The sequence below is a fragment of the Arundinibacter roseus genome (assembly GCF_004348825.1).
Lineage (GTDB): Bacteria > Bacteroidota > Bacteroidia > Cytophagales > Spirosomataceae > Arundinibacter > Arundinibacter roseus.
In genome coordinates this window covers 87046-113254 of record NZ_SMJU01000015.1, presented here as the reverse complement: position 1 = coordinate 113254, position 26209 = coordinate 87046, and the positions used below count along the sequence as shown (strand labels likewise).

Below are 26209 nucleotides of genomic sequence, written 5' to 3'. Positions count from 1 at the left end.
GAGCTCGAATAGACTTAAAATCTCAAAACTTCATTCCTCTAACTTTTATATACCTTTATGTGTAGTTCATACAGGATAAACCGTGGACTCATCATCAGACAACTATTTTAAGTATCGCTTTACCAGTATTTTACATGACTGACCTTAAAGACCCAATTCTCCTGACCCAATATAGCCACGGGGCGGGCTGTGGGTGTAAAATTTCTCCTCAGATCCTGGATCGGATTTTACACGGCAACGATTCCAGTGTACAGCTTTCGGCCACACCGGCTTTTGATATTTCTACCTTATTGGTCGGCAACAACTCCCGCGACGACGCCGCCGTAATGGACCTCGGCAACGGCGAAGCCATCATCAGCACCACCGATTTCTTTATGCCCATCGTCGACGACGCCTTCGATTTTGGACGCATTGCCTCGGCCAATGCCATTTCGGATGTGTACGCTATGGGCGGCCAGCCGCTGATGGCGATTGCGATTTTGGGATGGCCCATCGACAAGCTTTCGCCGGAAGTAGCCGGGCGGGTCATTGAAGGCAGCCGGGCGATTTGTGCCGAGGCGGGCATTCCGCTTGCCGGAGGCCACAGCATCGATAGCCCCGAGCCCATCTTTGGATTAGCCGTAACCGGCCGCGTGTCCCTCGAACATCTCAAACGCAACGATACCGCCACGGAAGGTTGCTTGTTATATTTGACCAAAAAAATTGGCGTAGGTATTTTGACAACGGCCCAAAAGAAGGGAATTCTTGCGCCCGAACATGCACACCTGGCCCCCGACCAAATGCGGCAGCTCAACAAAGTCGGCGGTGCGCTTGGAGCGCTGACGCATGTGAAGGCACTTACTGACGTAACTGGTTTTGGCTTGTTGGGGCATCTCATCGAAATGGCCGAAGGCAGCGGACTGAGTGCTGTGGTTGAGTTCGATAAAGTCCCGACCCTGCCACATATTGAGAGCTACCTGGTGCAGAAGTCATTTCCGGGCGGAACGGTGCGCAATTGGGCAAGCTATGGCCACAAAGTAAGCGAACTGACCGAGACGCAACGGTACATTCTGGCCGATCCACAAACGAGCGGCGGCCTGCTGATTGCGGTAGAACCTGCCGGACAACCCGAACTTGAAGCCGTGCTGCACAGCTATGGCATCGACGCAAAACCAATTGGCAGGCTCACCAAAGCGGGCGAAAAAGTAATTTCGGTGGAATAGTTTTTTTGGAATCATTCCCTTTGAAATATACCTGCAAGCAGAGATTTTTTCTGCCTGAAACTTAATAACCCATGAAACTAAACTATAAGCATTTTCCAGGCAATGGGCCATCCGTTCTGATTATACACGGTGTTTTTGGTTCGCTCGACAACCTCGCTACGGCAAGTAAGGGCATTGCCGATGCAGGATTTGATGTCTATACGCTCGATCAGCGGAATCACGGACGGTCTCCGCACGACGACCGCTTCGACTACGAGTCCATGGCCGCCGATCTTTACGAATTTATTCAGGATCATCAGTTGCAAAAGCCCGCACTCGTGGGCCATTCGATGGGCGGAAAAACCGTGATGCAGTACGCCATGGAATATCCCGGCACGTTTTCTAAAATCGTCGTGGTAGATATTGGCGTGAAATGGTATCCGCCGCACCACGAATCCATCCTGAACGGCCTGAATGCATTGCCCGTTCACGAAATCGAAAGCCGGCAACAGGCCGACGAGCTTTTCAGCGCCTATGAGCCCATTCCGGCCGTACGGCTATTTTTACTGAAAAACCTGTACCGTACCGAAACAGATGGTTTTGCGTGGCGCCTCAATTTACCCGTCATTACGGCCCAAATCGAAAACGTGGGTGCGGCTATCGAACCCCGGCGAACCGTGGAAGAACCTGCGCTTTTTGTAAAAGGCGCTACGTCGGGCTATATAAAAGATCAGGATTGGGACGAAATTCAGCAGTCATTTCCAGCCGCTCAGCTCGTCACGATTCCCAAAGCCGGGCATTGGGTGCATGCCGAGCAACCTAAGGCATTTGTGCAGGAGGTTTTGGCATTTTTGAACAGCTAAATTAGCCTGCAAACATTGAGCCCGGTATGGTATTCTACTCCTACGTTTGCAATGGGATTTTATTTTTGATGCTTTTTCTGAGTTTTTTATCTCAACGCTGACAGCGTTCAAAAACGCTGTCAGCATTTTCAACTTCATCATTCCTGGAATTAGAGCATCCGCTTGTAACGGATCCTGGAACCGGTGCAGGAGGTCCAGATCATCTCATCCTGATTTATTTCAATCACTACTGACTCGCAACCCATACAATCAATCCGGGTACAGAGTTCATCAAATTCAACCGGACTTTTGGGCACTATTTTGAAAGGTCGCCCTTCCCTAACAAGGGTGCGTGGAGCACAGCACATGCCTTTCCCATTACCGTACAGCGGTACTCCGTCAGGGCGGAAAATTACCGTAGTGTACACACTCGTATCGTTCACCGGTACCCATTCGCGTCCGGTTTCCGTCACCTTTTCGTACCCAACCTGATGCCATTTTCCTACCAGTGGGACTATTTCCTCAGGACTGAGCTCACTGTCGTCTTTGCATCCCAACAGGATCAGCGTCATCAAAATCCAGGTAAAAACTTTCATTTTGTGTGATGTTTTTCTTGAAGGAGCAAAAAACAGCCCGGATCGTTGGAAACTAAGCGCTGACAACATTGCCTGTAATCACTTCCTCACCACAGGCACTTTTGCTGCTGTCCGTACCAAAAACGCATCAAGCTTTTGGCGTAATTCCTGCCGTTTTTGCGGCAATTGATCGGCCACATTTCTGGTTTCGGCAATATCGTCTTTCAGGTTAAAAAGCTCGTCCGTATCGGTTTCATAGTAATGAATCAATTTCCAGTAGCCGCTGCGTACGATACTGTATGGCGTTACATCTTCGTAGCGGTAGTGCGGAAAATGCCAGAACAAATCGCGTAACGGCGAAGGCTGTCCTTTTTGAACGTGCGGCAACAGGTTCACCCCGTCATTTGGAACGCTGCGCACAGGCACGACCCCGGCCGTTGCCAGAACAGTGTTAAAAATATCCATCGTAATGACCGGAGCTTTCGACACCCGCGGCGCAATCTGCCCTTTCCAGCTCATAATCAGCGGCACCCGAATCCCTCCTTCGTACGGATAGCCTTTCCCGCTCCGAAACGGCGGGTTAGCCGTGATCGGATTTTTGGGATTTCCGAGCAGCCCACCGTTGTCCGAGGTAAAGATAATCAGCGTATTTTCCAGCAGATCTTGCGCCCGAAGTTCCTCATAAATTCGTCCAACATTTTCATCCAAACTCTGAATCATCGCCGCATACACCGGATTTTATTGCGTGGTGGGTGTTTTGGCTGTATACTTTTCAATCAGCTCAGGCTTTCCTCCCAACGGCGTATGCACAGCATAGGGCGCATAGTTGATGTAAAAAGGCTTGTTTTTGTGCGTTCGTACCAGATTTATGACCTCATCCGTTTCGCGGTCAGTCAGGTATTCGCCCGTTTTTCGGGGTTTCAGCGTCGGAATCGGCCCGGTGTTTGGTGCCGTGTAGGGGTCAAAGTACGAGGGCGGCTGCCCAAAATCGCTGCCGCCAATATTGACATCAAAGCCCTGTTTTTCCGGGTAAAAATCGTCCGTACCTAAATGCCACTTGCCAATGTATGCCGTAAAATAGCCTTGCTCTTTAAGGTATTCTGCCGTTGTTTTCTCCGCAAGCGGAAGTTCAAAAGGAATAGGCGGACAAGCTAGTTTTTGGGTAAGATCGCGTTCGTATTCTGCTTTATTTTTCCCGCCAAACTCTACCGCCCCGTTCTGAAACCGTGCCCGAATCCAATCGGTAATGCCCGTTCGGGCGGGGTATTTGCCCGTCATGAGCGCCGAGCGGGAAGGCGAACAAATGGCGGCCGCCGCATAGGCATCCGTAAATCGCACACCCGATGCCGCCAATCGATCCAGGTTGGGAGTTTCATAAAACGTGCTGCCATAGCTACTCAAATCCGCCCAGCCAAGATCGTCTACAAAAATGACTAAAACATTTGGTTTTTGAGGAGCAGGCGAGGTTTTTGGGGCAGTGGCTGACAAAAAAATGCTACATCCAACAGCCATTGCCAGCTGATATATCTTTCGATTCCAATTCATTTGTGTATCGTTTTTGGTGTAAAAGAGGTTCTTTTGTAAAAATAATCCTCATTTTTTTTATAAAATGTCTGAATCTACTACCAAAGGCCCGTCTACACTTTTTCTGATCCCGACCGTTTTGGCCGAAGGTACCGCTCAGCAGGTACTTAGTCCGCAGGTGGCGGAAGTCATTGGACAGCTTGACTATTTTTTTGCCGAAGAACTCCGCACCGCACGCCGGTTCATCAGCGGCCTGCGGCTCGGGCGCGTCATACAGGATCTCACGTTTTTTGAACTTACCAAAAAAACTGCCGAGGCCGACACCGCCGCCCGTCTGCGACGCCTTCCGGCGGGAAAAGATATTGGCATTTTGTCCGAAGCGGGCTGTCCGGGCGTGGCCGATCCGGGTGCTGTGGCCGTTCGCATTGCCCATCAGTTGGGTTTTCGGGTCGTGCCGTTGGTGGGGCCGTCGTCTATTTTGCTGGCGCTCATGGCCTCAGGTCTAAATGGACAATCATTTACGTTTAATGGCTACCTGCCTATTGATCAGGCAGATCGCCGCAAGGTAGTGCTGCAACTCGAACGCGACAGCCGCGAAAGTCGGAAAACACAGATTTTCATGGAAACGCCCTTCCGCAACAACCACATGCTCGCCACGATTCTGGAAGCCTGCCAACCTGATACGCTCCTTTGTATTGCCAGTAATTTAACTGCCCCCACCGAATTTATCCGAACCCGAACCGTGCTTCAATGGCGGAAACAAAAGCTTGATTTACACAAAATACCAACCATTTTTTTGCTGGGCTACTGACAATTTTTATAAAAGTTTCAGGACAAAACCTCTGCCTTCGGGTTGAGGTTTTTTTGTGACCGTAAGATATTAATGCTCAATTGCTTCCTGAAAATTTTCATTTTTTCTGTCATTTCCTTCCAACCGTTTCTGGATGGCACGTCTCTTTTAGACAGTTTAATTAACTTTTTTTAACGTAAATTTTTAGTGTAGCATGAAAAAGAATGTGTTGTGGATGAGTCTCGCCGTAGCGGTTGGAATGTCGGCCTGTAATCAGAATGACGATGTGGATGGATTGGTGGTCGTAGACTCCGGCTTCGAGCAAAACGCCGACGGATGGGTCGTTGGTTTTGCCGAGTACGGTGAAGAGCAGGATACAGCGATATTTGAATTTGACCACGAAATCACCCGGCTTCCCAGTCCGCTCGATACCACGCGTAAAGCACTGATGGTACAAAGTCACAACCGTAGTGACGATGTTTTTATGTATCTGAAAAGGAAAGTTACCGGTCTTGATCCAAATGCTACCTATACTGTAGCGTACGATATTGACCTGGGAACCAACTATTTCGCTGGTAGCGTAGGCATTGGCGGCTCGCCCGCCGAATCGGTTTACCTGAAAGCCGGGGCTTCCCCTACTGAACCCGTCACGAAGCTGGAAGACGGTTTTTATGAAGTTTCGATCGACAAAGGCCAACAGGCCACTGGCGGTGATGAAATGGTCGTGATTGGGAATGTCAGCAATGGAATCGACAGTACTGCCTACAAAATTGTGAAACGCACAACCACTACCCCTGTAACGGTGAAGCCAAACGCCAATGGGGAAATATGGCTGTGTGTTGGCACTGACTCAGGCTTTGAGGGGCTAACGGTTTTATACTACGACCGCATTGTGGCTACTATTCGTAAGAAGTAATATTTTCAGAATAGGTTTTTTGGAATCCCTGCCTTCGTGTAAAGGCAGGGATTTTTTGTATCCTACAATATATTTATTTTCATACAACAATCATTCTCATAAAAGTTGGGTAAGGAATCTCGCATGATTGCCAAAAAATCAACAGGTAAAAAGAAAATACCACTTTCAATGAACGAACCTTTTGTCCAACTTTTTATCTACTATGTTTTCAACTGAATTCATCGAAAAAAAGGATTGAAATGATCTTCGCACTGCTTTTTGCATTTATTTCCGATAGTTGATTTGTTACCATCCATCATCAGTAAGTACAAATGAAAGGCTATCCCGAATCAAGGTGGAATGGTTCTTTTTCTTTGCATAACCTGGTTACAAGAATTATATTCAACAACTATAACTATGGAAACGACAAGAGAAGATAATTTCTTTGCGCAAAATCCCGATACTAACGCAACGACTCATTCCGAAGACACAGCCATGATTACGGCAGTATTTTTGAACCGTGAAAATGCCGAAAAAGCGTATGACAATTTGCTTGGACGAGGGTACACCCGCGATGATATTTCGGTCATGATGTCCAAAGAAACACGGGATACCAATTTTGGTGAAGACAACGAAAACGATACGGTAAAAGATTCGGCTCTGGGCGATAAGGCCATGGAAGGTGCCGGCGTGGGCTCTGCCATCGGCGGAACTGCCGGGGCGATTATTGGGGCAATTGCCGCAATTGGTACAAGCGTAGCTTTGCCGGGTCTTGGATTGGTGATTGCCGGGCCCATTGTGGCGGGCCTGACGGGCGCCGGAGCAGGCGGTCTGACGGGCGGTATCATTGGCGCGCTTGTGGGCTCTGGTATTCCCGAAGAACGGGCAAAACACTATAAAACAAGCCTGGAAGATGGGGGGATTCTGGTAGGCGTTCGTCCGCGATCTGCGGAAGAAAGCCGGGCAATTGCCGAAGAGTGGAAGCTCTATGGCGGTCAGAATATTCATACCGACTGGAACCACGATACCTGGGATGAAACCCGCCCAACAACTTACTGAAATCAGTAGTTTTTGATATGAAAAAAGTCTCTGCTTAACTCCATTGATTGGAATAAGCAGAGACTTTTTTATATAACCATTTATAAATCAGGATTTTTCAAAGAGCCATGCCTTGGGTTTTTTGATGGGCTTAATGGTATAATTCCCAAGAATATAGGTTCGGATGTGGGCCACAGCTTCTTCGACATCATCGGTAAATTTGAGCAGTTCGAGATCCTCGGCGGCAATAGTTTTTTCAACCACCATCTTATTCAGCATATCAATCAAGGGTGCATAAAAATCTTTTCCCATCACCACAATCGGAAAGTCGTGAACCGTTGCCGTTTGAATCAAGGTCAATGTTTCAAAGAGTTCGTCCATTGTCCCTACCCCGCCGGGCATTACGACAAATGCGTAGGAATATTTGACCAACAGCACTTTACGCACAAAAAAGAATTTAATAGTAACCCATTTTTGCATAAATGGATTGTGCGATTGTTCGTGCGGCAGTTTGATGTTACAACCTACGGATTTTCCGCCGGCTTCAAAAGCACCCCGATTGGCGGCTTCCATCACACCCGGTCCGCCGCCGGTCATGACCGTAAGGCCTTCGCGGGCGATCCGTGCGCCAAGCTGCCGCGAGAGCTCGTAGTATGTATGTCCTTCTTTAAATCGGGCTGAGCCAAAAACCGTCACACAGGGTCCTACAAAATGCAGCGCCCGAAATCCCTTAATAAACTCCCACAGTACTTCAAAGGCAAAAATCAACTCAAAGCTTCGGCTCTTGGGCCCTTCGAGGTAGTAGTATTGGTCCGGATTCAGCAGCAGTGGCGGAGAGGAGGTTTCTTTGGTAGGCATAGGTAAAAAGGGTTTAGTGTCAGGTATAAAACTCAGGTACTCCAAAAGGCAATAATACAATTCAGAGACAGCGTTTCCAAACAGTTTATTAACTTCGTAGCCGCTAACCTGTCTTTCCTATGATTACCATACATTCGTTTGTATTTAGTCCTTTTGCCGAAAACACCTACCTCCTGTCGGACCCAACCGGCGCCTGCCTCATCATTGATCCGGGCTGTTACGAACCCGAAGAGTTTCAGGAACTGACCGATTTTGTTACCAAACACAACTTAAAGCCGGTAGGTATTGTCAACACGCACGCCCACGTAGATCACGTGCTGGGTGTAGCGCAGCTGAAACGCATCTATGGCATTCCTTTTGCGCTGCATCCATCGGATGAACCCCTCCTGCGGGCCGTCAAAACCTACGCGCCAAACTATGGTTTTGTTCGTTTTGAAGAACCCGAAGTAGAACGTTGGCTCGACGTAAAGGAAACCATTACCTTTGGCGAATCGAGTTTGCGCATGCTGTTTGTGCCTGGCCACGCACCCGGCCACGTGGCATTTGTTAACGACGACCAAAAATTTGTCATTGGTGGCGATACGCTCTTTCGCCAAAGCATCGGGCGTACCGACCTGCCCGGTGGCAACCACCAAACCTTACTGCAAAGCATTCGCAGTCAACTATTTACTTTGCCGGACGACTACACCGTGTACGCCGGACACATGCAGCCAACGACCATTGGTTTTGAGAAAAAACATAATCCATTTTTGAAATCTTAACCCCCACGCAGCGCAATGAAACGCCACATTCCCAACGCCCTCACCTGTGCCAACCTCCTCTGTGGATGCGTGGGTATTGTGGAGGTATTTCATAATAACATGCTGCTGTCCTGCGCACTGATGGGCCTGGCAGCTGTATTCGACTTTTTTGATGGCTTTGCCGCCCGACTCCTGCGCGTGAGCTCCGAGATTGGAAAAGAACTGGATTCGCTCGCCGACATGACTACCTTTGGCGTACTTCCGGCCATCATTATCTACCAATTGCTGATGCGCAGCGTACCCGATCTGGCCGATATCTGGATTCCGAACCTGGCTTTTTTGATTGCAGTTTGTTCGGCCCTGAGGTTGGCTAAATTCAACATTGACCCCCGGCAGAGCGACTCGTTCATTGGCGTACCGACTCCCGCCAACGGGCTGCTGATCGCCTCTTTTCCATTCATCATTGAGTTTTATCCTGCCTGGGAATCGGTCATTGTTAACACTACGAACCTGCTGATTTTTACAGGAGTTATGTCATTTTTGATGATTTCAGAACTACCCCTTTTTGCCCTTAAATTCAAGTCTTTCGGCTGGAAAGGCAATGAAATCCGGTACCTGTTTCTGCTCGTATCGGCGGTACTTGTGCTCTTTCTGAACTTCCTCGCCGTTCCTATGATCATTGGCCTGTACATCCTGTTGAGTGCCGGACTGTGGATCAGTACCCGCAATACAGCAAAATCATCCTGAACCGGGAATTTTCATAGATGGAAAAGGCAACATTCACCAGCCCAACTTTGGGAAAAAGAAGTACCTGAATTGGTAAGCCGTATATTTTGTTGCATTTTTGCACCGAAAAATCATCCAAACATACCCGATCAACTTTTTAGCGCTACCTATCATGCAATTTGTTGCCAACATCAATATAATGCCCATTAAGGAAATTCTTGATCCACAGGGCAAAGCCGTAAAATTAGGACTGCATAACCTGGGAATTGATCAGGTAGATGACGTCAGAATTGGCAAACACATTACCATTCGGCTCGAAGCCGCCGATGCTGCCGAGGCGGAGTCCAAAGTAAAAACTGCCTGCGAAAAGCTGCTCGCCAACCTCATTATGGAGGAGTTTACGTATGATATACAGCCCGCCTAAATCGGGTTTATTCAAATCATTTCCTGCATTTTTATTTTTTTCTGGCCTGAAAACCCCGTCCCATGCCGCATGCACGTATTACCGGAGTTGGGTATTATGTACCCGAAAAGGTAGTAACCAATAACGACCTGACTCAATGGATGGAAACATCTGACGAATGGATTCAGGAGCGCACGGGCATTAAAGAACGTCGCTATTTTACCTACGGAAAAGAGACCAACGCAAGCATGGCTACGGCTGCTTCGCGCATGGCATTGACACATGCCGGACTTACACCAAATGAGGTAGACGTAATTGTGTACGCCACAATCACACCCGATTATTTTTTTCCCGGATCGGCATTCCTGATGCAGCGTGAATTGGGCATGGATGGAAAACCCGTCATTGACATTCGTGAGCAATGCTCGGGTTTTGTCTACGCACTTTCGATCGCCGATCAGTTTATAAAATCGGGCATGTACAAAACGGCCCTCGTGGTTGGGTCTGAAATACAATCTTCCTGGATTAATAAAAGTACCGCCGGGCGCAACGTAGCCGTTATTTTTGGCGATGGCGCAGGTGCTGCCGTCATGCAGGCTACCGACGATCCGACGCACCGGATTTTGTCCACACACCTGCATGCGGACGGTCGGTTTGCCGAGGATTTGTACGTAAAAGATCCCGGAAGCAGTCGCCCGGGCCGCTCAGCTACGAAAGAAATGGTCGACGAAGGTGGCTTTGACGTGGTTATGAACGGAAATGCGGTTTTCAAACATGCCGTACTCCGTTTTGGTGAGGTGATTGAGGAAGCACTCGAAGCAAATCAGTACACGGCAAACGACATCAGCCTGCTGATTCCGCATCAGGCCAACATCCGCATCAGCGACTACGTACGTCAGCAGCTTGGCCTTGCGCCTGAACGCGTGGTCAACAACATCGAGCGATTTGGAAATACCACTGCCGCTTCTATTCCAATTGCTTTGGCTGAGGCCTGTGAACAGGGACGTGTACAGTCCGGCGATCTGCTCTGTCTTGCCGCTTTTGGCAGCGGTTTTACGTGGGCATCGGCGCTGATTCGCTGGTAGTTTTTTTCAACACCTGGATAATCAAAATCATTCTAAACCTGTAAGATTGTTCTGAAACCTTACAGGTTTAGAGATTTAATAGTGTCCCGTAGCCAACATCACGAGCGTACAGGCTTCGAGCGGCTCGATCTCATGCTGTTTCAATAACTCTTCAAAATCCGGATTTTCTGTTCCGGGATTAAAAATTACCCGCTTCGGCGATAAACTAATCACAAAATCGTAGTACTCGGGCTGATTGCGCGGCCCTACGTATAGCGTAACCGTGTCAACATCCGGAAAGGGCAACTTTTGCGTTTCTATGGGCTCACCGGCTACCTCTCCGTCCCGAAGCCCCACCTGAACAATCGGATGCCCATATTGTTTTAATCGGTGAGCGGCAAGATACGCATAGCGACCGGGGTTGGTAGTAGCGCCAATGATCAGTGTCTTTTTCATGTGATTTTGTTTTTACTGATAAACCTTTTCGTTAGTCAAATACTTTTTGTCAGTAGTTCAGGTATCGAGGAAAATAAAGATAAAAATGTATACTAAAAATTCGGGCCCGGCCTATACTGAACTTGCCAATTGGTCTGGTTTAAGTAACCTAAAACTGCTTTAAATAGTGGATAAACAGCGATACTAAGGCATTCGTTATTTTTTTTCATAAATATTCAACATAAATTGACTAACCAATGTTTATAGTGAGTAGACATGCTATTTTGTGGAACTTTTCATAAACTAACTTAGAGAGGCATTCCTTTCTTGCTAGCTGTCAACCATTATTTTATTAAAAATTTACGTAAACAATCTCCTTAACTCCTGGTTTTGTTTAACTTATGTCTTATAAACAGTAAACATAAAAATCAACAGCCATTAACCTAACTGCCAATAACCCGATGAAAGAAACGAAGAATACTAAAAGCTTTTGGAATGAAGTGTGGGTTAGAATAAATTTTGAAGAAATTGAAAATGCGCCTCACTACGAAGTATCAAATTATGGCCGGTTAAAGAGTTTTCAGAGCGATCCGGAAGAAGGTACAATCATCAAGGGATCGGTCATTCAGGGGTATCGTTCGCTGAACATTCGTGTAACCGGAGGTCGCACTATAAATCGGTACGTTCATAAACTTGTAGCGGATTATTTTTTAAAAAAAACCAGTGATGAACAGAAGTACGTCATTCACCTGGATTTTGATAAACAGAACAACTTTCATCAGAACTTGAAGTGGGTTACTAAAACCGAAATGACGGAGCATAACCGCGAAAATCCAGCGTTCATCAATCGGGTGATGCCCCGCCGCACGAGCAATTATAAACTCACCGAAACGAAGGTACGGATGATCAAAAAACTGCTTAAGAATGAGAATAACCGGTTAAAAATGATTGCCAAGCAGTTTGGCATTACGCACACGCAACTCAACCGCATCCGATCGGGCGAGAACTGGAAACACGTAACGCTGGAAGATTAAGCACTTTTGGGGGCTGCGTCCTCCGTTTTTTCAAGCGGGATCGACAGAAAAAACGTAGTGCCTTTATCTACTTCGGTTTCGAACCAGATGCTGCCGCCGGCGTGTTCAATAATCCGCTTGGCCATCGCCAGTCCCAGCCCGCTGCCATCTACCCGGGTGGTGAAGTTTGGAAGAAACACCCGGTTTTTTATGGTTGGGGAAATCCCGCTGCCGTTGTCCTGAATTTCAATCATCACGGCTTCTTTGTGTACATACAATTTCATCCCAATCACAGCCGGGCGACCTTCGGGCACTGACTGCTTGGCGTTGATTATTAGATTTGTAACACTTGCCCCAAATTGCTTCCGATCTCCTTTTACGTATAAAGGTCCGGCCTGTACGTCGCGATTAAACGTAATATTTCGGTCGCTTGCGTAGAGTTCGTACGCCTTGTTTAGTACGGAAGTTACTTCAAAGACTTCTTTTTGGGGCGGTGGCATGCGGGCAATATCTGAGAAAGACTGCGCAATATGACCAATGTTGTCGATTTGGTCGATAATAGAGCCCATCGCTTTACTCACTTTTTCCAGTGCTTCGGGGTCATCGCGCCGGATTGTCCGCTGCAGCTGTTGCAAAGTCAGCTTCATGGGTGTGAGCGGATTTTTAATTTCGTGCGCTACCTGCCGGGCCATTTCACGCCAGGCCGATTGTTTTTCGGTGGTCGAAAGTACCTGCTTATTCTGTTCCAGATTGACCAGCATTTGATTGTATTTTTTGATCAGCGTACCGATTTCGTCGTTCGACTTCCACGGCAGCGGCTCATTCAGTTGATTAAGATTTGTCGTACTGATCCTTCGGGTTAAGACCCGCAGGGGCACAATCAGTAAATGTGCGGCCCAATACGAAACGAGCAGGAAGATCAGCAGCATGCCCGTAAATACAATGAGCAATGACGCCACAATTTCGATTATTTGCCGTTCGAGACTCGGTTTTGAATCAAAAAACGGAATTCCTACCACTCCCAACAACTCCTGATCAAAGGATTTAAGCCCGGCAAAGGCCGTACTGTACGTCATGCTTCCCAACGATTCGTTGAGCAATACCTGCGTTTCTTTTTGCTCAATAATCTGTTTTCGGGCAGAAGGATTAATTAATTCGGACAATAAACCACTTTGATAAATGAGCGGTTTGGACGATAAAAGCAAATAACCTGTGGTGTCGTAAAGATTAATTTCAAGATCCGCATCACGCGCAATTTGGGCGATTTGTTGTTCCAAATATGCCTCACTCATTTTTCCTTCCTTGAAATCTTCCATGTAACTCAGCACATTTGCCGAAATATTCTGACTAACTTTTAGGTATGTATCCTGCTGATTTTCTTCATAGTTGGAGCCAATAACCCGCAGGATCAGGAATAAAATCAGAAGTAACGGCAAAATAAAGGCAGCATTGAGCAACACCTGAATCTTAGTCGAGTATGTCAGCGGAAGAGCCGAAAAGCCGTAACGCAGCGCATGCCCCACGATTGCTACCGTAACCACCAACACCAAAATCAGGAATAGAAAGGAGAAATTGGCCATCATGCCCCGCCATTCCCACGACTTTGACGACACCACAATACTTCGCTGATCGCTGCCTGCCTGCCCAACATGACGAAACCCATGCAGGTCTTTGCCTTTGATGTATAAGGCCGAGTCACTTAGCAATTCGGATGGAAACTTCCGCTCGTAGTTATAGGCACCGCTGCTGTACATCTGTGACTCTTTTTCAAAAATGGCATAGCTATATTCTCGGGTTTCGGGGGCTTGTACAAACTGTTCGTCAAGTAGCAAATCCGGGTATTGTGCATGCGTGTTTTCTCCTCGCTGACACAGGTTCAGCAGAACATAGCCCAGAATTTCATCCTCTTGCCGAAGAGTCACGAAACCTGCGTATTGTTTCAGATTCTCTTTGAGCGTATCTCGAACCAAAAAAACCGAAGCATATTCGGTGGCGTTAGCCGGACTGTTGTATTTTTCCTGATAATAATTCCATGACCGGGCTCCGGCTTGCGAATCGAGCGGGTTTCCGGTTTTGTCAAAAGAAAAAATCTCCACCTCGTAGCGATTTTGATACTGATCGAGGTATTTATTTCGAATTCGCTGCTGAATAATCTCCCGCGCCAACGGTGGATTTTTGGCAAAAACGGATTTTAACTGAGTATCAGCTGCGATGAGATCGCTGCTTTTTTTGAGCAAAAACTCCGTAAAAAGATCATGCTCAGACAGCAACTGCGCCCCAAATTCCTTTTTATTCAACACATCCTTTTTGCTTTCCTGTATTTCTACCACGTAGGTAGTCAGGATGGCACATGCCAACGCACCCACGAAATAGTAAACCGTAGTGGCGTAGCGAAAGCCGAAAAAAGCCCTCGGCAGGCGACTCAGGTAAAGTACAAGGACATACCCGACGTGCACCAGGAAAATCCACTCGAAGGGGATGCGCAGGAGCCACGCCAGCAAAACAGTCAATAGGAAACTACCCGCCAAAATGGCAAGCCCGATTTTCAGTTCAGGATTGAGCCTGATGAAAACGCTCGTGACGAGGTTGATTACCAGAAAATAAATTCCGGAAAGAATAATAAAAATCAGAAGAGAAGTAAATTTCAGGGCACTGAAAGAAATACTCAGGGTGATGTCGAGGGTAAAAAATGATTTTTCATAAATATTAACTAACTCCCTGTAACACATGTAGTAAGCTACATAACCTACCAGCAGAATCAAACAGGAAAAAAATGCCTGAAACCCAATTCCGCTCCGGGTTAGTCGTCGGTAAGTTACGGTCCTGAAATAAACGCTGTTGATGTACACCATCACAAACCCAACACTCAGGCAATTGAGCAGCAGATCGCCGAGAGAAGGTGCCAAAAAAGAGCCTTGATAGTATTGAGGATTAAAAACTTTTCCTTCGTAGAAAGCAAACGGAATGGAAAAGCGCAGCATTAACCCCCGAACCAGCACAATAAAGAAAACCAACAGGCCCAATCCGAGCCCGTAGCGATGCCTGATCCGGAAGTAGCGAACAGATACAAACATATAAATCCCCAAAAACAAAATAGCCAGGGACACCCACAATAGTGTCTGAAAAGGAGCCATTTGATGGCGATACATGGGGTCGGTCGGTGGCTGTGTATAAAACAAAACCTGACCGTCTTTGGCACGAATCGCGCCTTTGCCCGAGGTAGCTTTGAGGCTTATGAGTGCCGGAGAAACCCTGAAAATCTGCGGATTGTAGCCCGAGGGCAAATTGGTCGTCTGATTTTTGAACAGGGAGTAAAGTTTAATAAAAGCAAAAATCCGGTAAGTAGTTTCGCCGATTTTTTTCTGCTCGCTTACCTGAATAAATTTCCCCTGTGAACTTTCAAAAGGGACAAGAGGTGAAAGCGGTTGGTTTTGAAGATAATCTTTGGTAATCAGCCGGTTATCTGACCACATTAAAAGCGTGGAATCCTGATAGACAAAGTACGGATAATTGCTTTTTACCAGCAATGTAGAAAAAGGCTTGTCCGTAGCAGGCAGCAAAGCTGCTACTTGTGCTATACTTTCCTGAGCCTGTTCAATTTCCTTTTGGAGGCGCACCTCCACCCCATGCAGATACGACTCGTCGGTAATTGACTCTTTATCTGCATAATAAAACCCAACCGCCAGCAATAGCGATATTGCGGCGGCGAGTAAAAAAAAGTATCTTTTGAAAAATTTGGACACTTCGCTGGATTTATAAACATAGGTTCAGGACCTAAAATCGTGCCAAAAATTGCATCCGCCGATTACAAAATTTAGATTGTGCTAACCGTAAACCCCCGGCCATTTTCACCCTCCTCATAATCAATGGTTGCCCCCAAAACATACATCAGATGGCGCTTATCAATAAAAACCTGAATTCCTTCGATGATGTATACCTGATCTTTGTCTGTGGCCGTATCAAAACCCAATAGAAAAGTGGCGCTGCACCCGCCGCCCCGCAGGCCTACCCGCAGGCCGTAGCTGTCGGGAATTTTGTTTGCCGTGAGTGTTTCTGAAATCTCCATTTTGGCCCGGGCCGAAATCTGAACCGGGGCTTCCAAAACGGTGTTGGTCTGTTGCAAATGATTTGTCATGCGTACCTGTTGTTTTTTTACGGAAAAGCAAAAGCGTTACAATCCTACAACCTTTCCTCGTAATTTTGCGTTTCGATTGGTGCAATGCCCCAAACGGACGCGTTGTTGACTCACGTGCTGGCTCAGGACAACATTCACGTATCTCATTTCCTGATTTTTGTAATTTACTATGGAACTTTATGCAATGATTACGCTTGTGATTCTCACGGGCATCGTCGTTTTTGGCCTTTATCTGATTCTGACTACGCTGGCTGAAAAGATTTTTGAAAAGCAAAGATGGGATATTCGCAGCAAAAATACGGAGATTATCCTGCCGCTCCGCATTCAGGCCTACGAGCGAATGTGCCTTTTTCTGGAACGCATCACGCCTAATCAGCTGTTGCTTCGTACGGTAGGTTCGGCTTCCAACGCTCTCGAATTTCAGCAAATTCTGTTGCAGGAAATCCGCGAGGAACTCAACCATAATCTGGCGCAGCAGCTGTACATGAGCCACGACACCTGGGAACAGATCATCAAGGCCGTCAACGAAGTACAGGCGCTGATTAATCAGGCATCCGAAGAAGTACAACCCGAAGCACCGGCCAACGACCTGGCACGTAAAATTTTTGAGCGTGTCATTCAGCAGGAAGTGCAGCCCTGTACACAGGCACTAAAAGTTGTGAAAGAAGAGATTCAACGTATTTTTTAATTCATGAAAGCCGTTCCCTGAACGGAAATTTTCGTTTACCCCTTTACATAATACATGCTTTATCCCAAAAATCTGGAACAAAAACTTGGTTTTGACCGCCTGCGCGAATGGCTGCGTGAGGCCTGCGTAAGCTCGCTAGGCCGTGCTTTTGTGGACAAAATCCGTTTTTCAGATAACTTCGGACTAGTTGATAAACTCGTCCGACAAACCGCCGAAATGCGCCAAATCATGCAAATCGGGCAGGATTTCCCTTCTCAAAATTACCTGGATGCAACTCCGTACGTTCAGCGTGCGGCCATAGAAGGCACAATGCTGATGCTGGACGAGTTTTTTGACCTGAAAGTTTCGCTGGCAACCATCCGCCAATGCCTGCGTTTTTTTGAAGATCAGGAAGCTGACGCCTATCCGCTCCTGGGCGAATACGCCAAAACGATTCGGGTGGAGCGCACCGTTACGGATGCCATCGACCGGATCATTGACGAACGGGGGCATATTCGTGACAACGCTTCGCCAGAGCTGATTCAGATCCGACGGCGGCTTATTTCCGAGCAGGTGTCAGTTCGTAAGCGCCTCGACAGCATGCTGCGCATGGCCAAAAACAGCGGCTGGATCAGTGAAGATGTGTCGCTAACGGTCCGAAACGGACGCATGGTAATTCCGATTGCGGCCGAGCATAAGCGAAAATTTAAAGGGTTTGTCCACGACGAATCGGCTACGGGCCAAACGGTTTTTATTGAACCAACCGACGTTCTGGAAGCCAATAATGCCATTCGTGAGCTCGAATACGAAGAGCGCCGCGAGATCAACCGCATCCTGACGCGTCTCACCGATCAGCTGCGGCCGTATGTTCCCGAACTTTTGAAAGCGTATCAGTTTTTGGGTTTGATGGATTTTCTGCGAGCCAAAGCCAAATTAGCCGCCGAAATGGACGCAATTAACCCGCCTTTTGAAAATAAACCCGCCGTAGTCTGGCACAACGCCCGGCATCCGCTGCTGCATCTGACGTTTCGTAAAGCCAATAAAAGCGTCGTACCGCTCAGCATTGAGCTACATCCCAAACAGCGAATTCTGATTATTTCGGGACCGAATGCGGGAGGTAAATCCGTGGCCCTCAAAACCGTTGGTCTGATTCAGTACATGTATCAATGCGGTTTGCTGGTGCCGATGCGGGAAGATTCGACAATGGGTTTTTTCCAAAATATTTTTATTGATATTGGTGATGAACAATCGCTTGAAAATGATCTGAGTACGTACAGCTCGCACCTGACTAACATGCGGCAGTTCGTGACTCTGGCCACGAAAAAGACATTGTTTCTGATTGATGAATTTGGCACCGGAACGGAACCCGGTTTGGGCGGCGCTATTGCCGAAGCAATTCTGGAAGACCTGACGCAGTCGGGAGCCTATGGCGTGATTAATACCCACTACACCAATCTGAAAGTGCTGGCCGACAAAACCGATGGGCTTGTCAACGGGGCAATGCGCTTTGATGGCGAACACTTGGAACCGCTCTATCAACTCGAAATTGGCCGTCCGGGAAGTTCGTTTGCGTTTGAAATTGCTACCAAAATCGGTTTGCCGAAAGCTATCATCGAAAAAGCCAAACAAAAACTGGGAACGCAGCAGGTTAATTTTGAAAAATTGCTGAAAGAACTGGACATTGAACGGCGGGTGTTTACTGAAAAAAACCTGGAAGTAGGAATCAAAGAGCGCAAACTGGCGCAGCAACTTGCCGAATATACCGCGCTGAAAACAACGCTGGAAAACAACGAAAAACGGATTGTCAATGAGGCTAAACAAAAAGCCAAATTGCTGGTCAGTGAAGCCAATCAGCGTATTGAAACCACGATTCGGGAAATCAAGGAAAGTAAAGCCGACCGCGAGATTACGCGCGAAGCCCGCCAAACGCTCGAACAGTTTAACAAAAAAGAACTCAAACCCGAGCTCGTAGAAGAAATCCTGCCCGATGAGGTCGAGTTTGAACCCGAAACCGGCGCAATTGTGGCAGGAAGCTACGTCCGGATAATCGGCCAAACGGCCGTAGCCGAAGTACTTTCGCTCAAAGGGAAAGATGCCGAAGTCAGAATTGGCGATCTTAAATCGACCATGAAGCTGAATCGTCTGGAAAAAGTTTCTAACAAAACCTATCGGGAAGTTACGGGCGAAAAGAAAATCCGTACCGCCACCGGCGGCGTAGACCTGAACGAACGTCACCTGAATTTTAGCTTTAATCTGGATATTCGGGGCAAGCGTGGCGAAGAAGCTTTGGGAGTACTGGATCAGTTTATGGACAACGCCCTGATGCTCGGCTACGACGAACTACGTGTGGTACACGGCAAAGGCGACGGTATTTTGCGGACGCTCGTTCGCAATCATTTGCGAAGCTACAAACAAGTGACCTCCATGCAGGATGAACACGCCGACCGCGGTGGGGCCGGCGTTACAATTGTGAAACTACGGTAGCAACTGCGATTAATTCAAAAATAGCTCATCAACCAACAGCAACGCTTTGTTGCCTTTGCTCCGGTGCCACGCCGGAATTGCGGTCAATGGCCTTGCCACAATTTTAAGATATTTGACCGAAACAGGTACACAACTGCCCTGCGCTATTTTTAGCGTGGGGCTGTCGCCTTTCGCGGGCATTGGTGGTTTTAGTTTCATCAAAAGCTTCACGTGTTCGGGGTCGTTGCCGCCCCAAACTTCCACCCACTCGGGCGGAAAAATCCCGGTATCCTCTTCAATCATGTAGTGCAGGCCAAAGGATGAAATCGTGACCGGGTTGTCAAACCGGGCTTCTACGCCCATATCCTGCGCCCGGGCACCGGCCCAGAAATTGGCCCAAGCCGGATTGTTCGCACCGATTGCCCCGAGTTTTCCATCAAAAAATGTATGCGCACCCTCTGCAAGGTGAACGCGGTTGAGCGGATAGAGCAGCCGCAGGCTGTCGGGCTGAAAAGAATTTTTCAAAAAATCAAACGAAACGGACGAACTGCCATACCACCCTTTTTTGAAGGCACGAGCCACGAGCTTCGTGTTTTCTGTAATGATTAAACTTTTGAAAACCGGGCTTGTCAGGCTATCGGGTTCGCTGCCGTCGGTGGTGTATCGAATCTCCACATCCCGAATCGGGTGCATGAGTTTGACTGGTAGTTTTTGGTTAAAAACCAGCGTTTGATTCTGAACCTGCGGCGGATTGAGCTGCAATGGTGCGGCACTCTCTTCCTGAAAACCCAAAGCAAACGAGATACCGGGAAACAATTTTTGGAGTTTGGTCTGCTCCTGCGGCGTCAGATCAGTATCCCACACACTCACCTGTTTGAGCGATTTGAGTTGGGGTAAATTCTTAGCCAACTGTCCGAACGTAACCTTCGTACCGGTCAGTGTAAGCGTGTGCAAAGAAGGCAGCGCGCTTAGTTTGGGAAGCGTGGTTCCGGCTATTTCCGTAAAATTCAGGTTTAGTTTCCGAAGGTTTTTGAAAGAAGCTATCAGATCCAAATCGGCATCGGTGACCGGCATTTTGGCCAGCGTAAGCGACACCACCTGCTCCTGAATTTCCAGCAATTCTTCCAGAGTTTTGCGGGAAAATTGCGCCTGATTGTACACATTGACCGCCACCGCGGGTGAGCCAACGGCCAATGGCGCTATGGTTCGGTAGTCGGTTTGCAGGCGTGCGAGGGTTTGGGCGTCGGCTGGTTCAAACGCATACCGTTCCTCGGGCAGCGTAGCCGGACTCAACAGGCGGGACGCTACAAGTCGCAGGGAATCAGTAGCGGGCAGATCGGTTATTTTTAGTTTAAAATTTGCTTTTGCCTGTATCCACAGCGCAAGCAGTGTTTTTTCTTCCTCGGTTAGCTGCACTTTTCCCGTTGGCGGCATGTGCTTTTTTTCATTCATGGGCAAATGAATGCGTTGCAGCAGCAAACTAATTTCCGGATTTCCCGCCACAAAAAGCTTTCCTGATTTTCCCCCTTTCAAAAGTGCCTCCTGACTTACGAGCAGCAGCTCCCCTTTCTGTTTATCTTCGTTGTGACAGCTGATGCATTTCTGTTCCAAAATAGGCTGAATGACGTGCTCAAACACAATAGCATCTTCCAGGGCGACGGTCGTTGTCAGAGTTTTTGTTTGGAAAGGTGCCAGTACGTAACCTTCGCCGTGGGTAAGCGTAGCCCCTAAATGCCCCGTGACGATCAGCCCGACTACTACAAAAACGGACGCCACCCGGGCGAACGTTTGACTGATGGGTCGAATATAAATCAAAAAATAGGTACCAATCCCCGCAAAATACAACCCTGAGCCTGTCCATTTGTGTCCCTGCAACGGTTCTGCCGCATAGCCGCCTTCCTGAGAAAGAAAAATACCAAATACTACGGTAACTCCTGCCAAAAAAACGCCTGTCAAATAGATGGTTCGACTTAACTGCTGCACCACCAAACGCCCTGCGGCATCAAACTGATTTTCAAAAAAACTCATCAGCAACGCCACCACAAGCAACACAATCGGGAAATGAAGCAGCAGCGGGTGCAGCCTTCCCGCCGATTGCAGCCACAGTGGCAGCATCAGTTTGGATTCAAAGAGCAGTAAAAACGCAATGAAAATGCCCATTGCGACCAGGATTTGCTCTGCCAGTATCCGAATTTTTTGATTCATCAAAAATAAAATTGAATTGAAAAAAGGAGGTAAATAGCTGTTAGGCCACTAGCTATTAATTTTTTATCTATTTGATTGTCAATTATTTACAAACAATATTAGCCAATCATTTAATGAAACCAAATTATGTACTGAAAATAATTAAGCAGAATTGAAATAAACTATTTTACAATAAGAATTTATTCTAATAACCTGAAAATCAATAATATGAAAGAGCTACTCGCTAAATGATCATAGCTAGTCAACCCGGCAGATTTTCAGCTAATAATATCGCGCACGACTTTGCCCGAAATATCCGTCAGGCGGTAGCGACGACCCAGATGTTTAAAAGTAAGTTTTTCATGATTCAGACCCAGCTGATGCAGGACAGTTGCCTGAAAGTCATGCACATGCACCGGATTTTTAGCAATATTATAGCCCAGTTCATCCGTTTCGCCATAGACCATTCCCGGTTTTATACCGCCTCCGGCCATCCAGATCGTGAAGCATCTCGGGTGGTGGTCGCGGCCATAGTTTTCGGGTGTCAGCTTCCCCTGAGTATAGCTCGTCCGGCCAAACTCCCCGCCCCAAATCACCAGCGTTTCGTCCAGCAGTCCCCGCTGTTTCAGGTCGGTCACAAGCGCTGCCGACGCCTGATCTACGTCCATGGCCTGTTTGGTAATTTCAAAGGGCAGATTGCCGTGCTGATCCCACCCCTGATGATACAACTGCACAAAACGAACACCATTTTCCGAAAGTTTTCGAGCCAGCAGGCAGTTGGCAGCAAAGGTCCCCGGCACCAGGCAATCAGGGCCGTAAAGTTTGATAATCGCATCCGATTCTTTGGATAAATCCATCACTTCCGGTACGGCGGTTTGCATACGGTAGGCCATTTCGTACTGCTTCACTTTGGCAGCAATTTCGGGATCGCCAAATTCCTTGTACGACAAATCGTTCAGCTCAGCCAACTGATCCAGCATGTCCCGACGTTCGTGGCGGTTCATGCCTTCGGGATCGCGCAGGTACAGCACGGGATCTTCGCCTTTGCTAAACTGCACGCCCTGATGCACCGAATCCAGAAAACCATTGGACCAAAGCTTGGAATAGACACCCTGACCGTTGCCCACGCCGCGCGAAAGCAACACCGTAAAGTTGGGCAAATTCTTATTTTCATTCCCCAATCCATAGCTCAGCCACGAACCCATACTCGGGCGGTTGCCCTGCTGCGAGCCCGTTTGCAGGAACGTCAGCGCCGGATCGTGGTTGATCGCTTCGGTGTACATAGAGCGAACAATGCACAGATCATCGACAATTTTGGAAGTATAGGGCAACAAATCGCTGATCCAGGCACCTGCCTGCCCGTATTGTTTAAAATCCACAAAAGAGCCAACAAGCGGAAAGGACTCCTGATTGGCAGTCATGCCCGTGAGCCGTTGCGTGCCCCGAACAGAAGGCGGAATCTCCTGCCCTACCATTTCCCGCAGTTTTGGCTTGTAGTCAAACAACTCCTGCTGCGAAGGTGCGCCATTTTGAAACAGGTAAATTACCCGCTTTGCTTTGGGTGCAAAATGCGGGATTCCGGCGCTGAGTGGATCATCATCGCCTGTGTTTTTAAATAAATCGGGCATCAGCAGCGAGCCCAGCGCCACACTACCCAGGCCCAGGCTCATGGTGGATAAAAACCGGCGGCGGTTGAAACTGAATCCGTGTTCGAGTATTTCCTTTTCCATCGTACATATTTTTACCAAAACCCTTCCTTACGTTCGGGTAATGGTTTCTTCCAGGTTATAAAGTGTTGAAATCACCCGCATGAGGGCGGCCACCTGCCGGCTGTTTAGTTTTTCGGGTAGTGGATACTCTCCTACCGAAAGCGCCTTTTGGGCGGCAGTTTCGGTCATCGTTTGAAGTTGTTTCTGGTAAAAAGCGTCCAGAATTTCCGTTTCTTTATCCGTAGGTTTCCGACACACGATGCGTCGAAAAGCCTGCACAATTTTTTCTTTATCTGTCGATTTTTCCTGCAACAACCGGGCGGCCAACACCCGCGAGGCTTCCAGAACGGCGGGGTCATTCATCATAACCAATGCCTGCAAAGGCGTGTTGGTTTTCAGTCGTTTGACTTCGCACAAATCGCGGTTGCTGGCATCAAAAATACTCATAACCGGAGGCGGAACGGTTCGTTTGATGAGCGTGTACATGCCCCGGCGATACAGCCGTGATCCGTGATCCTGCACATAAATTGACAGCAATCCGCGTCCGGACGTAGCTCCTTCCCACAAGCCCGGCGGCTGATAAGGCTTGACACTCGGCCCGCCAATTGTTCGAACGAGCAGCCCGCTACTTGCCATAACCAAATCTTTAATATGTTCTGCATCAATGTGATACCTTGACGAACGGGAAAGGTAAATATTCTCAGGATCTTTTTTGAGTTGCTGTTCCGATACCACCGCCGATTGCCGATAGGTCGCCGACATCACGAGTTGTTTGACCAGACGTTTGATATTCCATTGATTTTCCATAAAATCCACCGAAAGCCAATCGAGCAGAGCCGGATGCGTGGGCAGGTCGCCCTGCATGCCAAAATCGCCCGACGTCTTGACCAGCCCGCGTCCAAAAAATTCCTGCCAAATTTGATTAACAAAAACCCGGGCGGTCAACGGATTTTGGGGGTCAAACAGCCACTGCGAAAGCCCCAGCCGGTTTTTGGGATAGCGTGGACTGAAAGGCAAAATAGCTTTGGGCGTGCCGGGTTGCACTTCTTCGCCGGGCGCGTCGTATACTCCCCGCAGCAGGACGTGCGTTTTGCGGGTGCTGTCGAGATCGCCCATGACAGAGACAATCAGACGGTTGGTATCGGGCTTGTTCACAAACCGCAGCACCGACTGAATGTCTTCGTCACTGATTTCCATCAGAGGTTTTTTGGCGTAGGTTTCCGGCCCGCCAATGACGGACTCAATCCCGACTTCCTGCACATTGTTAAAAAACGCAAAGAGTTGGTAGTATTCTTTTTGGGAAAATGGATCGTACTTATGATCGTGGCAATGCGCGCATTCCATCGTCACGCCGAGCAGGGCTTTGCCAAAAAGATCGCTGCGGTCTGTTACGTACGACAATCGGTACTCTTCCTGAATGACGCCACCTTCTTCGGTAATCTTATGGTTTCGATTAAAGCCCGTGGCCAGCAATTGCTCTTTGGCAGCATTGGGCAGCAAATCTCCGGCGAGTTGCCAGGTTACAAACTTTTTATACGAATAATTTTTATTGAACGCATGAATCACCCAATCGCGCCAGGGCCACTGCGTGCGGTAGCCGTCGTCCTGATATCCGTGTGAATCGGCATAGCGGGCTACGTCGAGCCAATGCACGGCCATTCGTTCGCCGTAAGCAGGATTATTTAAGAGTTCGTCGACTACTTTTTCGTAGGCCTTTGGGGAATTATCCGCCAAAAAACGATCCATTAGTTCGACGGTAGGCGGCAGTCCGGTCAAATCGAGCGATACACGTTTCAGGAGGCGTTCGCGATCAGCTTCCTGGTTGGGCTTCAAGCCTTTTTCTTCCAGTTTGGCCTGCACAAAAAAATCTATTTCATTGATCGCCCGAGACTCGTCTGCCACTTTGGGGAGAGTTGGTCTTTTTGGTGGCACAAAAGCCCAGTGTTTTTCGTAGTTCGCACCCTGTTTTATCCATTTTTCGAGCAGCGCAATTTCCTCAGATGAAAGCCGAAGGTTGGATTCTACGGGCGGCATTAGTTTGGTAGAGTCAGTCGTAGAAATGCGAAGGTACAGCTGCGATAGCTCCGGCTTACCCGCCACAAGCGCATGCGCCGAAGGGTTTTCTTTTAAAGCCTTAAAGGCCTCTTCGGCTACATCCAGCCGAAGGCCCGCTTCCCGTTTATTTTCGTCGGGACCGTGGCAGGCAAAACATTTATCTGAAAGAATAGGACGAATATCGTAGGTATAGCTAACGGTTTCGGGCAGCTTTTTTCCATTGGTAAAAGTCGCTGAACCGGACCGACAGGCAGCGAACCAGCAGGAAACCAAAAAACCCAGCAAGACAACGATTTGTAAACGTTTTTGCCACATACCCATAAAATCCATGAAGAGTGAAGAGAATTCGCAGGAGAATTTTCCTGATTTTTTTGAAATAAAAAGTCGGAATTATGCTATTCTACTACAATTTATGCGAATCAGGCTATGAAAGCCCTGTTTTCTATATTTCCTGAATTTTATATACTTCTGCTACAAATATTTCGCCCGGCGTGGAATGCCTCTCCGAGGCTTGGATGTACGTTCGCTAAAACTCTACGAACAAGCCTCGGAGAGGCGTAACATTTGTAGAAAAATAAATCACCCAAACGAACAAGCCTCGGAGAGGCGTAATATTTGTAGAAAATAAATCACCCAAACGAACAAGCCTCGGAGAGGCGTAACATTTGTAGAAAAGTAAATCAACCAAACGAACAGCCTCGGAGAGGCGTAATATTTGTAGGAAAACAAATCAACCAAACGAACAAGCCTCGGAGAGGCGTAACATTTGTAGAAAAATAAATCAACCAAACGAACAAGCCTCGGAGAGGCGTAACATTTGTAGGAAAATAAATCACCCAAACGAACAGCCTCGGAGAGGCGTAATATTTGTAGAAAAATAAATCAACCAAACGAACAGCCTCGGAGAGGCGT

Annotated in this window: 20 protein-coding genes and 1 pseudogene; 12 read left to right on the top strand and 9 right to left on the bottom strand. The window is 47.9% G+C overall.

Annotated features, from left to right (window positions below; translation table 11 throughout):
* Positions 1–134 precede the first annotated feature (134 nt).
* Both selD and EZE20_RS20190 read left to right on the top strand, forming a co-directional pair.
* The gene (gene selD, locus EZE20_RS20195) at positions 135–1202 is read left to right on the top strand and encodes a selenide, water dikinase SelD (RefSeq protein WP_132121114.1); all 1068 of its coding nucleotides are present in this window, start codon (positions 135–137) and stop codon (positions 1200–1202) included.
* Between the two features lie 71 nt (positions 1203–1273).
* The gene (locus EZE20_RS20190; protein ID WP_132121112.1) at positions 1274–2044 is read left to right on the top strand and encodes an alpha/beta fold hydrolase; all 771 of its coding nucleotides are present in this window, start codon (positions 1274–1276) and stop codon (positions 2042–2044) included.
* Positions 2045–2193: 149 nt separating this feature from the next.
* On the opposite strand, the gene EZE20_RS20185 is transcribed toward EZE20_RS20190, so the two are convergent.
* Positions 2194–2619 carry a hypothetical protein gene (locus EZE20_RS20185; RefSeq protein WP_132121110.1) on the bottom strand — a complete coding sequence of 142 codons (426 nt, stop codon included), beginning with the start codon at positions 2617–2619 and terminating at the stop codon, positions 2194–2196.
* Positions 2620–2697: 78 nt separating this feature from the next.
* Positions 2698–4110: pseudogene (locus EZE20_RS20175) on the bottom strand (sulfatase).
* 97 nt (positions 4111–4207) lie between these two features.
* Between EZE20_RS20175 and EZE20_RS20170 the strand changes: the two are divergent.
* The 3 genes from EZE20_RS20170 (at position 4208) to EZE20_RS20160 (ending at position 6866) form a co-directional block, all read left to right on the top strand.
* Positions 4208–4933 carry an SAM-dependent methyltransferase gene (locus EZE20_RS20170; protein ID WP_132121105.1) on the top strand — a complete coding sequence of 242 codons (726 nt, stop codon included), beginning with the start codon at positions 4208–4210 and terminating at the stop codon, positions 4931–4933.
* A 193-nt stretch (positions 4934–5126) separates the two neighbouring features.
* A complete protein-coding gene (locus tag EZE20_RS20165; protein WP_132121103.1) occupies positions 5127–5828 on the top strand; it encodes a hypothetical protein in 702 nt (233 codons plus the stop codon).
* 396 nt (positions 5829–6224) lie between these two features.
* On the top strand, positions 6225–6866 hold the full coding sequence (locus EZE20_RS20160) for a hypothetical protein (RefSeq protein ID WP_317129187.1): 642 nt from the start codon (positions 6225–6227) through the stop codon (positions 6864–6866).
* 87 nt (positions 6867–6953) lie between these two features.
* Here the strand turns inward: EZE20_RS20160 and EZE20_RS20155 are convergent, their stop codons facing one another.
* Positions 6954–7703 carry an LOG family protein gene (locus EZE20_RS20155; protein ID WP_132121101.1) on the bottom strand — a complete coding sequence of 250 codons (750 nt, stop codon included), beginning with the start codon at positions 7701–7703 and terminating at the stop codon, positions 6954–6956.
* 119 nt (positions 7704–7822) lie between these two features.
* Here EZE20_RS20155 and EZE20_RS20150 point away from each other — a divergent pair, with 119 nt between their 5' ends.
* From EZE20_RS20150 to EZE20_RS20135, 4 genes are all read left to right on the top strand, one after another.
* The gene (locus EZE20_RS20150) at positions 7823–8464 is read left to right on the top strand and encodes an MBL fold metallo-hydrolase (protein ID WP_132121099.1); all 642 of its coding nucleotides are present in this window, start codon (positions 7823–7825) and stop codon (positions 8462–8464) included.
* A gap of 15 nt (positions 8465–8479) precedes the next feature.
* A complete protein-coding gene (gene pssA / locus EZE20_RS20145; protein ID WP_132121097.1) occupies positions 8480–9190 on the top strand; it encodes a CDP-diacylglycerol--serine O-phosphatidyltransferase in 711 nt (236 codons plus the stop codon).
* A 151-nt stretch (positions 9191–9341) separates the two neighbouring features.
* Entirely contained in the window at positions 9342–9593 is a 252-nt protein-coding gene (gene purS / locus EZE20_RS20140) for a phosphoribosylformylglycinamidine synthase subunit PurS (protein ID WP_132121095.1), read from the top strand.
* Positions 9594–9655: 62 nt separating this feature from the next.
* Entirely contained in the window at positions 9656–10657 is a 1002-nt protein-coding gene (locus tag EZE20_RS20135) for a 3-oxoacyl-ACP synthase III family protein (protein ID WP_132121094.1), read from the top strand.
* A gap of 75 nt (positions 10658–10732) precedes the next feature.
* On the opposite strand, the gene EZE20_RS20130 is transcribed toward EZE20_RS20135, so the two are convergent.
* Entirely contained in the window at positions 10733–11092 is a 360-nt protein-coding gene (locus tag EZE20_RS20130; protein WP_132121092.1) for a CoA-binding protein, read from the bottom strand.
* Positions 11093–11532: 440 nt separating this feature from the next.
* Here EZE20_RS20130 and EZE20_RS20125 point away from each other — a divergent pair, with 440 nt between their 5' ends.
* A complete protein-coding gene (locus tag EZE20_RS20125; protein ID WP_132121090.1) occupies positions 11533–12105 on the top strand; it encodes an NUMOD4 domain-containing protein in 573 nt (190 codons plus the stop codon).
* On the opposite strand, the gene EZE20_RS20120 is transcribed toward EZE20_RS20125, so the two are convergent.
* Together EZE20_RS20120 and EZE20_RS20115 are read right to left on the bottom strand one after the other, a co-directional pair.
* Complete coding sequence (locus EZE20_RS20120; RefSeq protein ID WP_132121088.1) at positions 12102–15827, bottom strand: sensor histidine kinase; 3726 nt, start codon at positions 15825–15827, stop codon at positions 12102–12104. The genes EZE20_RS20125 and EZE20_RS20120 overlap by 4 nt on opposite strands.
* 71 nt (positions 15828–15898) lie before the next feature.
* The gene (locus EZE20_RS20115; protein ID WP_165933538.1) at positions 15899–16219 is read right to left on the bottom strand and encodes a HesB/IscA family protein; all 321 of its coding nucleotides are present in this window, start codon (positions 16217–16219) and stop codon (positions 15899–15901) included.
* A 169-nt stretch (positions 16220–16388) separates the two neighbouring features.
* On the opposite strand from EZE20_RS20115, the gene EZE20_RS20110 reads away from it, so the two are divergent.
* Both EZE20_RS20110 and EZE20_RS20105 read left to right on the top strand, forming a co-directional pair.
* Entirely contained in the window at positions 16389–16907 is a 519-nt protein-coding gene (locus EZE20_RS20110; protein WP_132121086.1) for a DUF7935 family protein, read from the top strand.
* 54 nt (positions 16908–16961) lie between these two features.
* A complete protein-coding gene (locus EZE20_RS20105) occupies positions 16962–19370 on the top strand; it encodes an endonuclease MutS2 (RefSeq protein WP_132121084.1) in 2409 nt (802 codons plus the stop codon).
* A 9-nt stretch (positions 19371–19379) separates the two neighbouring features.
* Here EZE20_RS20105 and EZE20_RS20100 read toward each other — a convergent pair whose 3' ends face one another.
* The 3 genes from EZE20_RS20100 to EZE20_RS20090 all read right to left on the bottom strand — a co-directional run bounded on the left by EZE20_RS20100 (position 19380) and on the right by EZE20_RS20090 (position 25612).
* Positions 19380–21554: a c-type cytochrome domain-containing protein gene (locus tag EZE20_RS20100; protein ID WP_132121081.1), complete on the bottom strand. Its 2175-nt coding sequence runs from the start codon at positions 21552–21554 to the stop codon at positions 19380–19382.
* 257 nt (positions 21555–21811) lie between these two features.
* Positions 21812–23263, bottom strand: coding sequence for a DUF1501 domain-containing protein (locus tag EZE20_RS20095; protein ID WP_132121079.1), 1452 nt, complete (start codon positions 23261–23263; stop codon positions 21812–21814).
* Between the two features lie 27 nt (positions 23264–23290).
* A complete protein-coding gene (locus EZE20_RS20090) occupies positions 23291–25612 on the bottom strand; it encodes a PSD1 and planctomycete cytochrome C domain-containing protein (RefSeq protein WP_132121142.1) in 2322 nt (773 codons plus the stop codon).
* Between the last annotated feature and the right edge of the window lie 597 nt (positions 25613–26209).

Excerpts from the sequence above, each read along its gene's own strand:
- EZE20_RS20110 (WP_132121086.1), top strand. The coding sequence starts at position 16,389 with ATGGAACTTTATGCAATGATTACGCTTGTGATTCTCACGGGCATCGTC.
- selD (WP_132121114.1), top strand. The coding sequence starts at position 135 with ATGACTGACCTTAAAGACCCAATTCTCCTGACCCAATATAGCCACGGG.
- EZE20_RS20170 (WP_132121105.1), top strand. The coding sequence starts at position 4,208 with ATGTCTGAATCTACTACCAAAGGCCCGTCTACACTTTTTCTGATCCCG.
- EZE20_RS20165 (WP_132121103.1), top strand. The coding sequence starts at position 5,127 with ATGAAAAAGAATGTGTTGTGGATGAGTCTCGCCGTAGCGGTTGGAATG.
- pssA (WP_132121097.1), top strand. The coding sequence starts at position 8,480 with ATGAAACGCCACATTCCCAACGCCCTCACCTGTGCCAACCTCCTCTGT.
- purS (WP_132121095.1), top strand. The coding sequence starts at position 9,342 with ATGCAATTTGTTGCCAACATCAATATAATGCCCATTAAGGAAATTCTT.
- EZE20_RS20150 (WP_132121099.1), top strand. The coding sequence starts at position 7,823 with ATGATTACCATACATTCGTTTGTATTTAGTCCTTTTGCCGAAAACACC.
- EZE20_RS20125 (WP_132121090.1), top strand. The coding sequence starts at position 11,533 with ATGAAAGAAACGAAGAATACTAAAAGCTTTTGGAATGAAGTGTGGGTT.
- EZE20_RS20135 (WP_132121094.1), top strand. The coding sequence starts at position 9,656 with ATGCCGCATGCACGTATTACCGGAGTTGGGTATTATGTACCCGAAAAG.
- EZE20_RS20095 (WP_132121079.1), bottom strand. The coding sequence starts at position 23,263 with ATGGAAAAGGAAATACTCGAACACGGATTCAGTTTCAACCGCCGCCGG.
- EZE20_RS20185 (WP_132121110.1), bottom strand. The coding sequence starts at position 2,619 with ATGAAAGTTTTTACCTGGATTTTGATGACGCTGATCCTGTTGGGATGC.
- EZE20_RS20190 (WP_132121112.1), top strand. The coding sequence starts at position 1,274 with ATGAAACTAAACTATAAGCATTTTCCAGGCAATGGGCCATCCGTTCTG.
- EZE20_RS20130 (WP_132121092.1), bottom strand. The coding sequence starts at position 11,092 with ATGAAAAAGACACTGATCATTGGCGCTACTACCAACCCCGGTCGCTAT.
- EZE20_RS20155 (WP_132121101.1), bottom strand. The coding sequence starts at position 7,703 with ATGCCTACCAAAGAAACCTCCTCTCCGCCACTGCTGCTGAATCCGGAC.
- EZE20_RS20160 (WP_317129187.1), top strand. The coding sequence starts at position 6,225 with ATGGAAACGACAAGAGAAGATAATTTCTTTGCGCAAAATCCCGATACT.
- EZE20_RS20090 (WP_132121142.1), bottom strand. The coding sequence starts at position 25,612 with ATGTGGCAAAAACGTTTACAAATCGTTGTCTTGCTGGGTTTTTTGGTT.
- EZE20_RS20105 (WP_132121084.1), top strand. The coding sequence starts at position 16,962 with ATGCTTTATCCCAAAAATCTGGAACAAAAACTTGGTTTTGACCGCCTG.
- EZE20_RS20100 (WP_132121081.1), bottom strand. The coding sequence starts at position 21,554 with ATGAATCAAAAAATTCGGATACTGGCAGAGCAAATCCTGGTCGCAATG.
- EZE20_RS20115 (WP_165933538.1), bottom strand. The coding sequence starts at position 16,219 with ATGACAAATCATTTGCAACAGACCAACACCGTTTTGGAAGCCCCGGTT.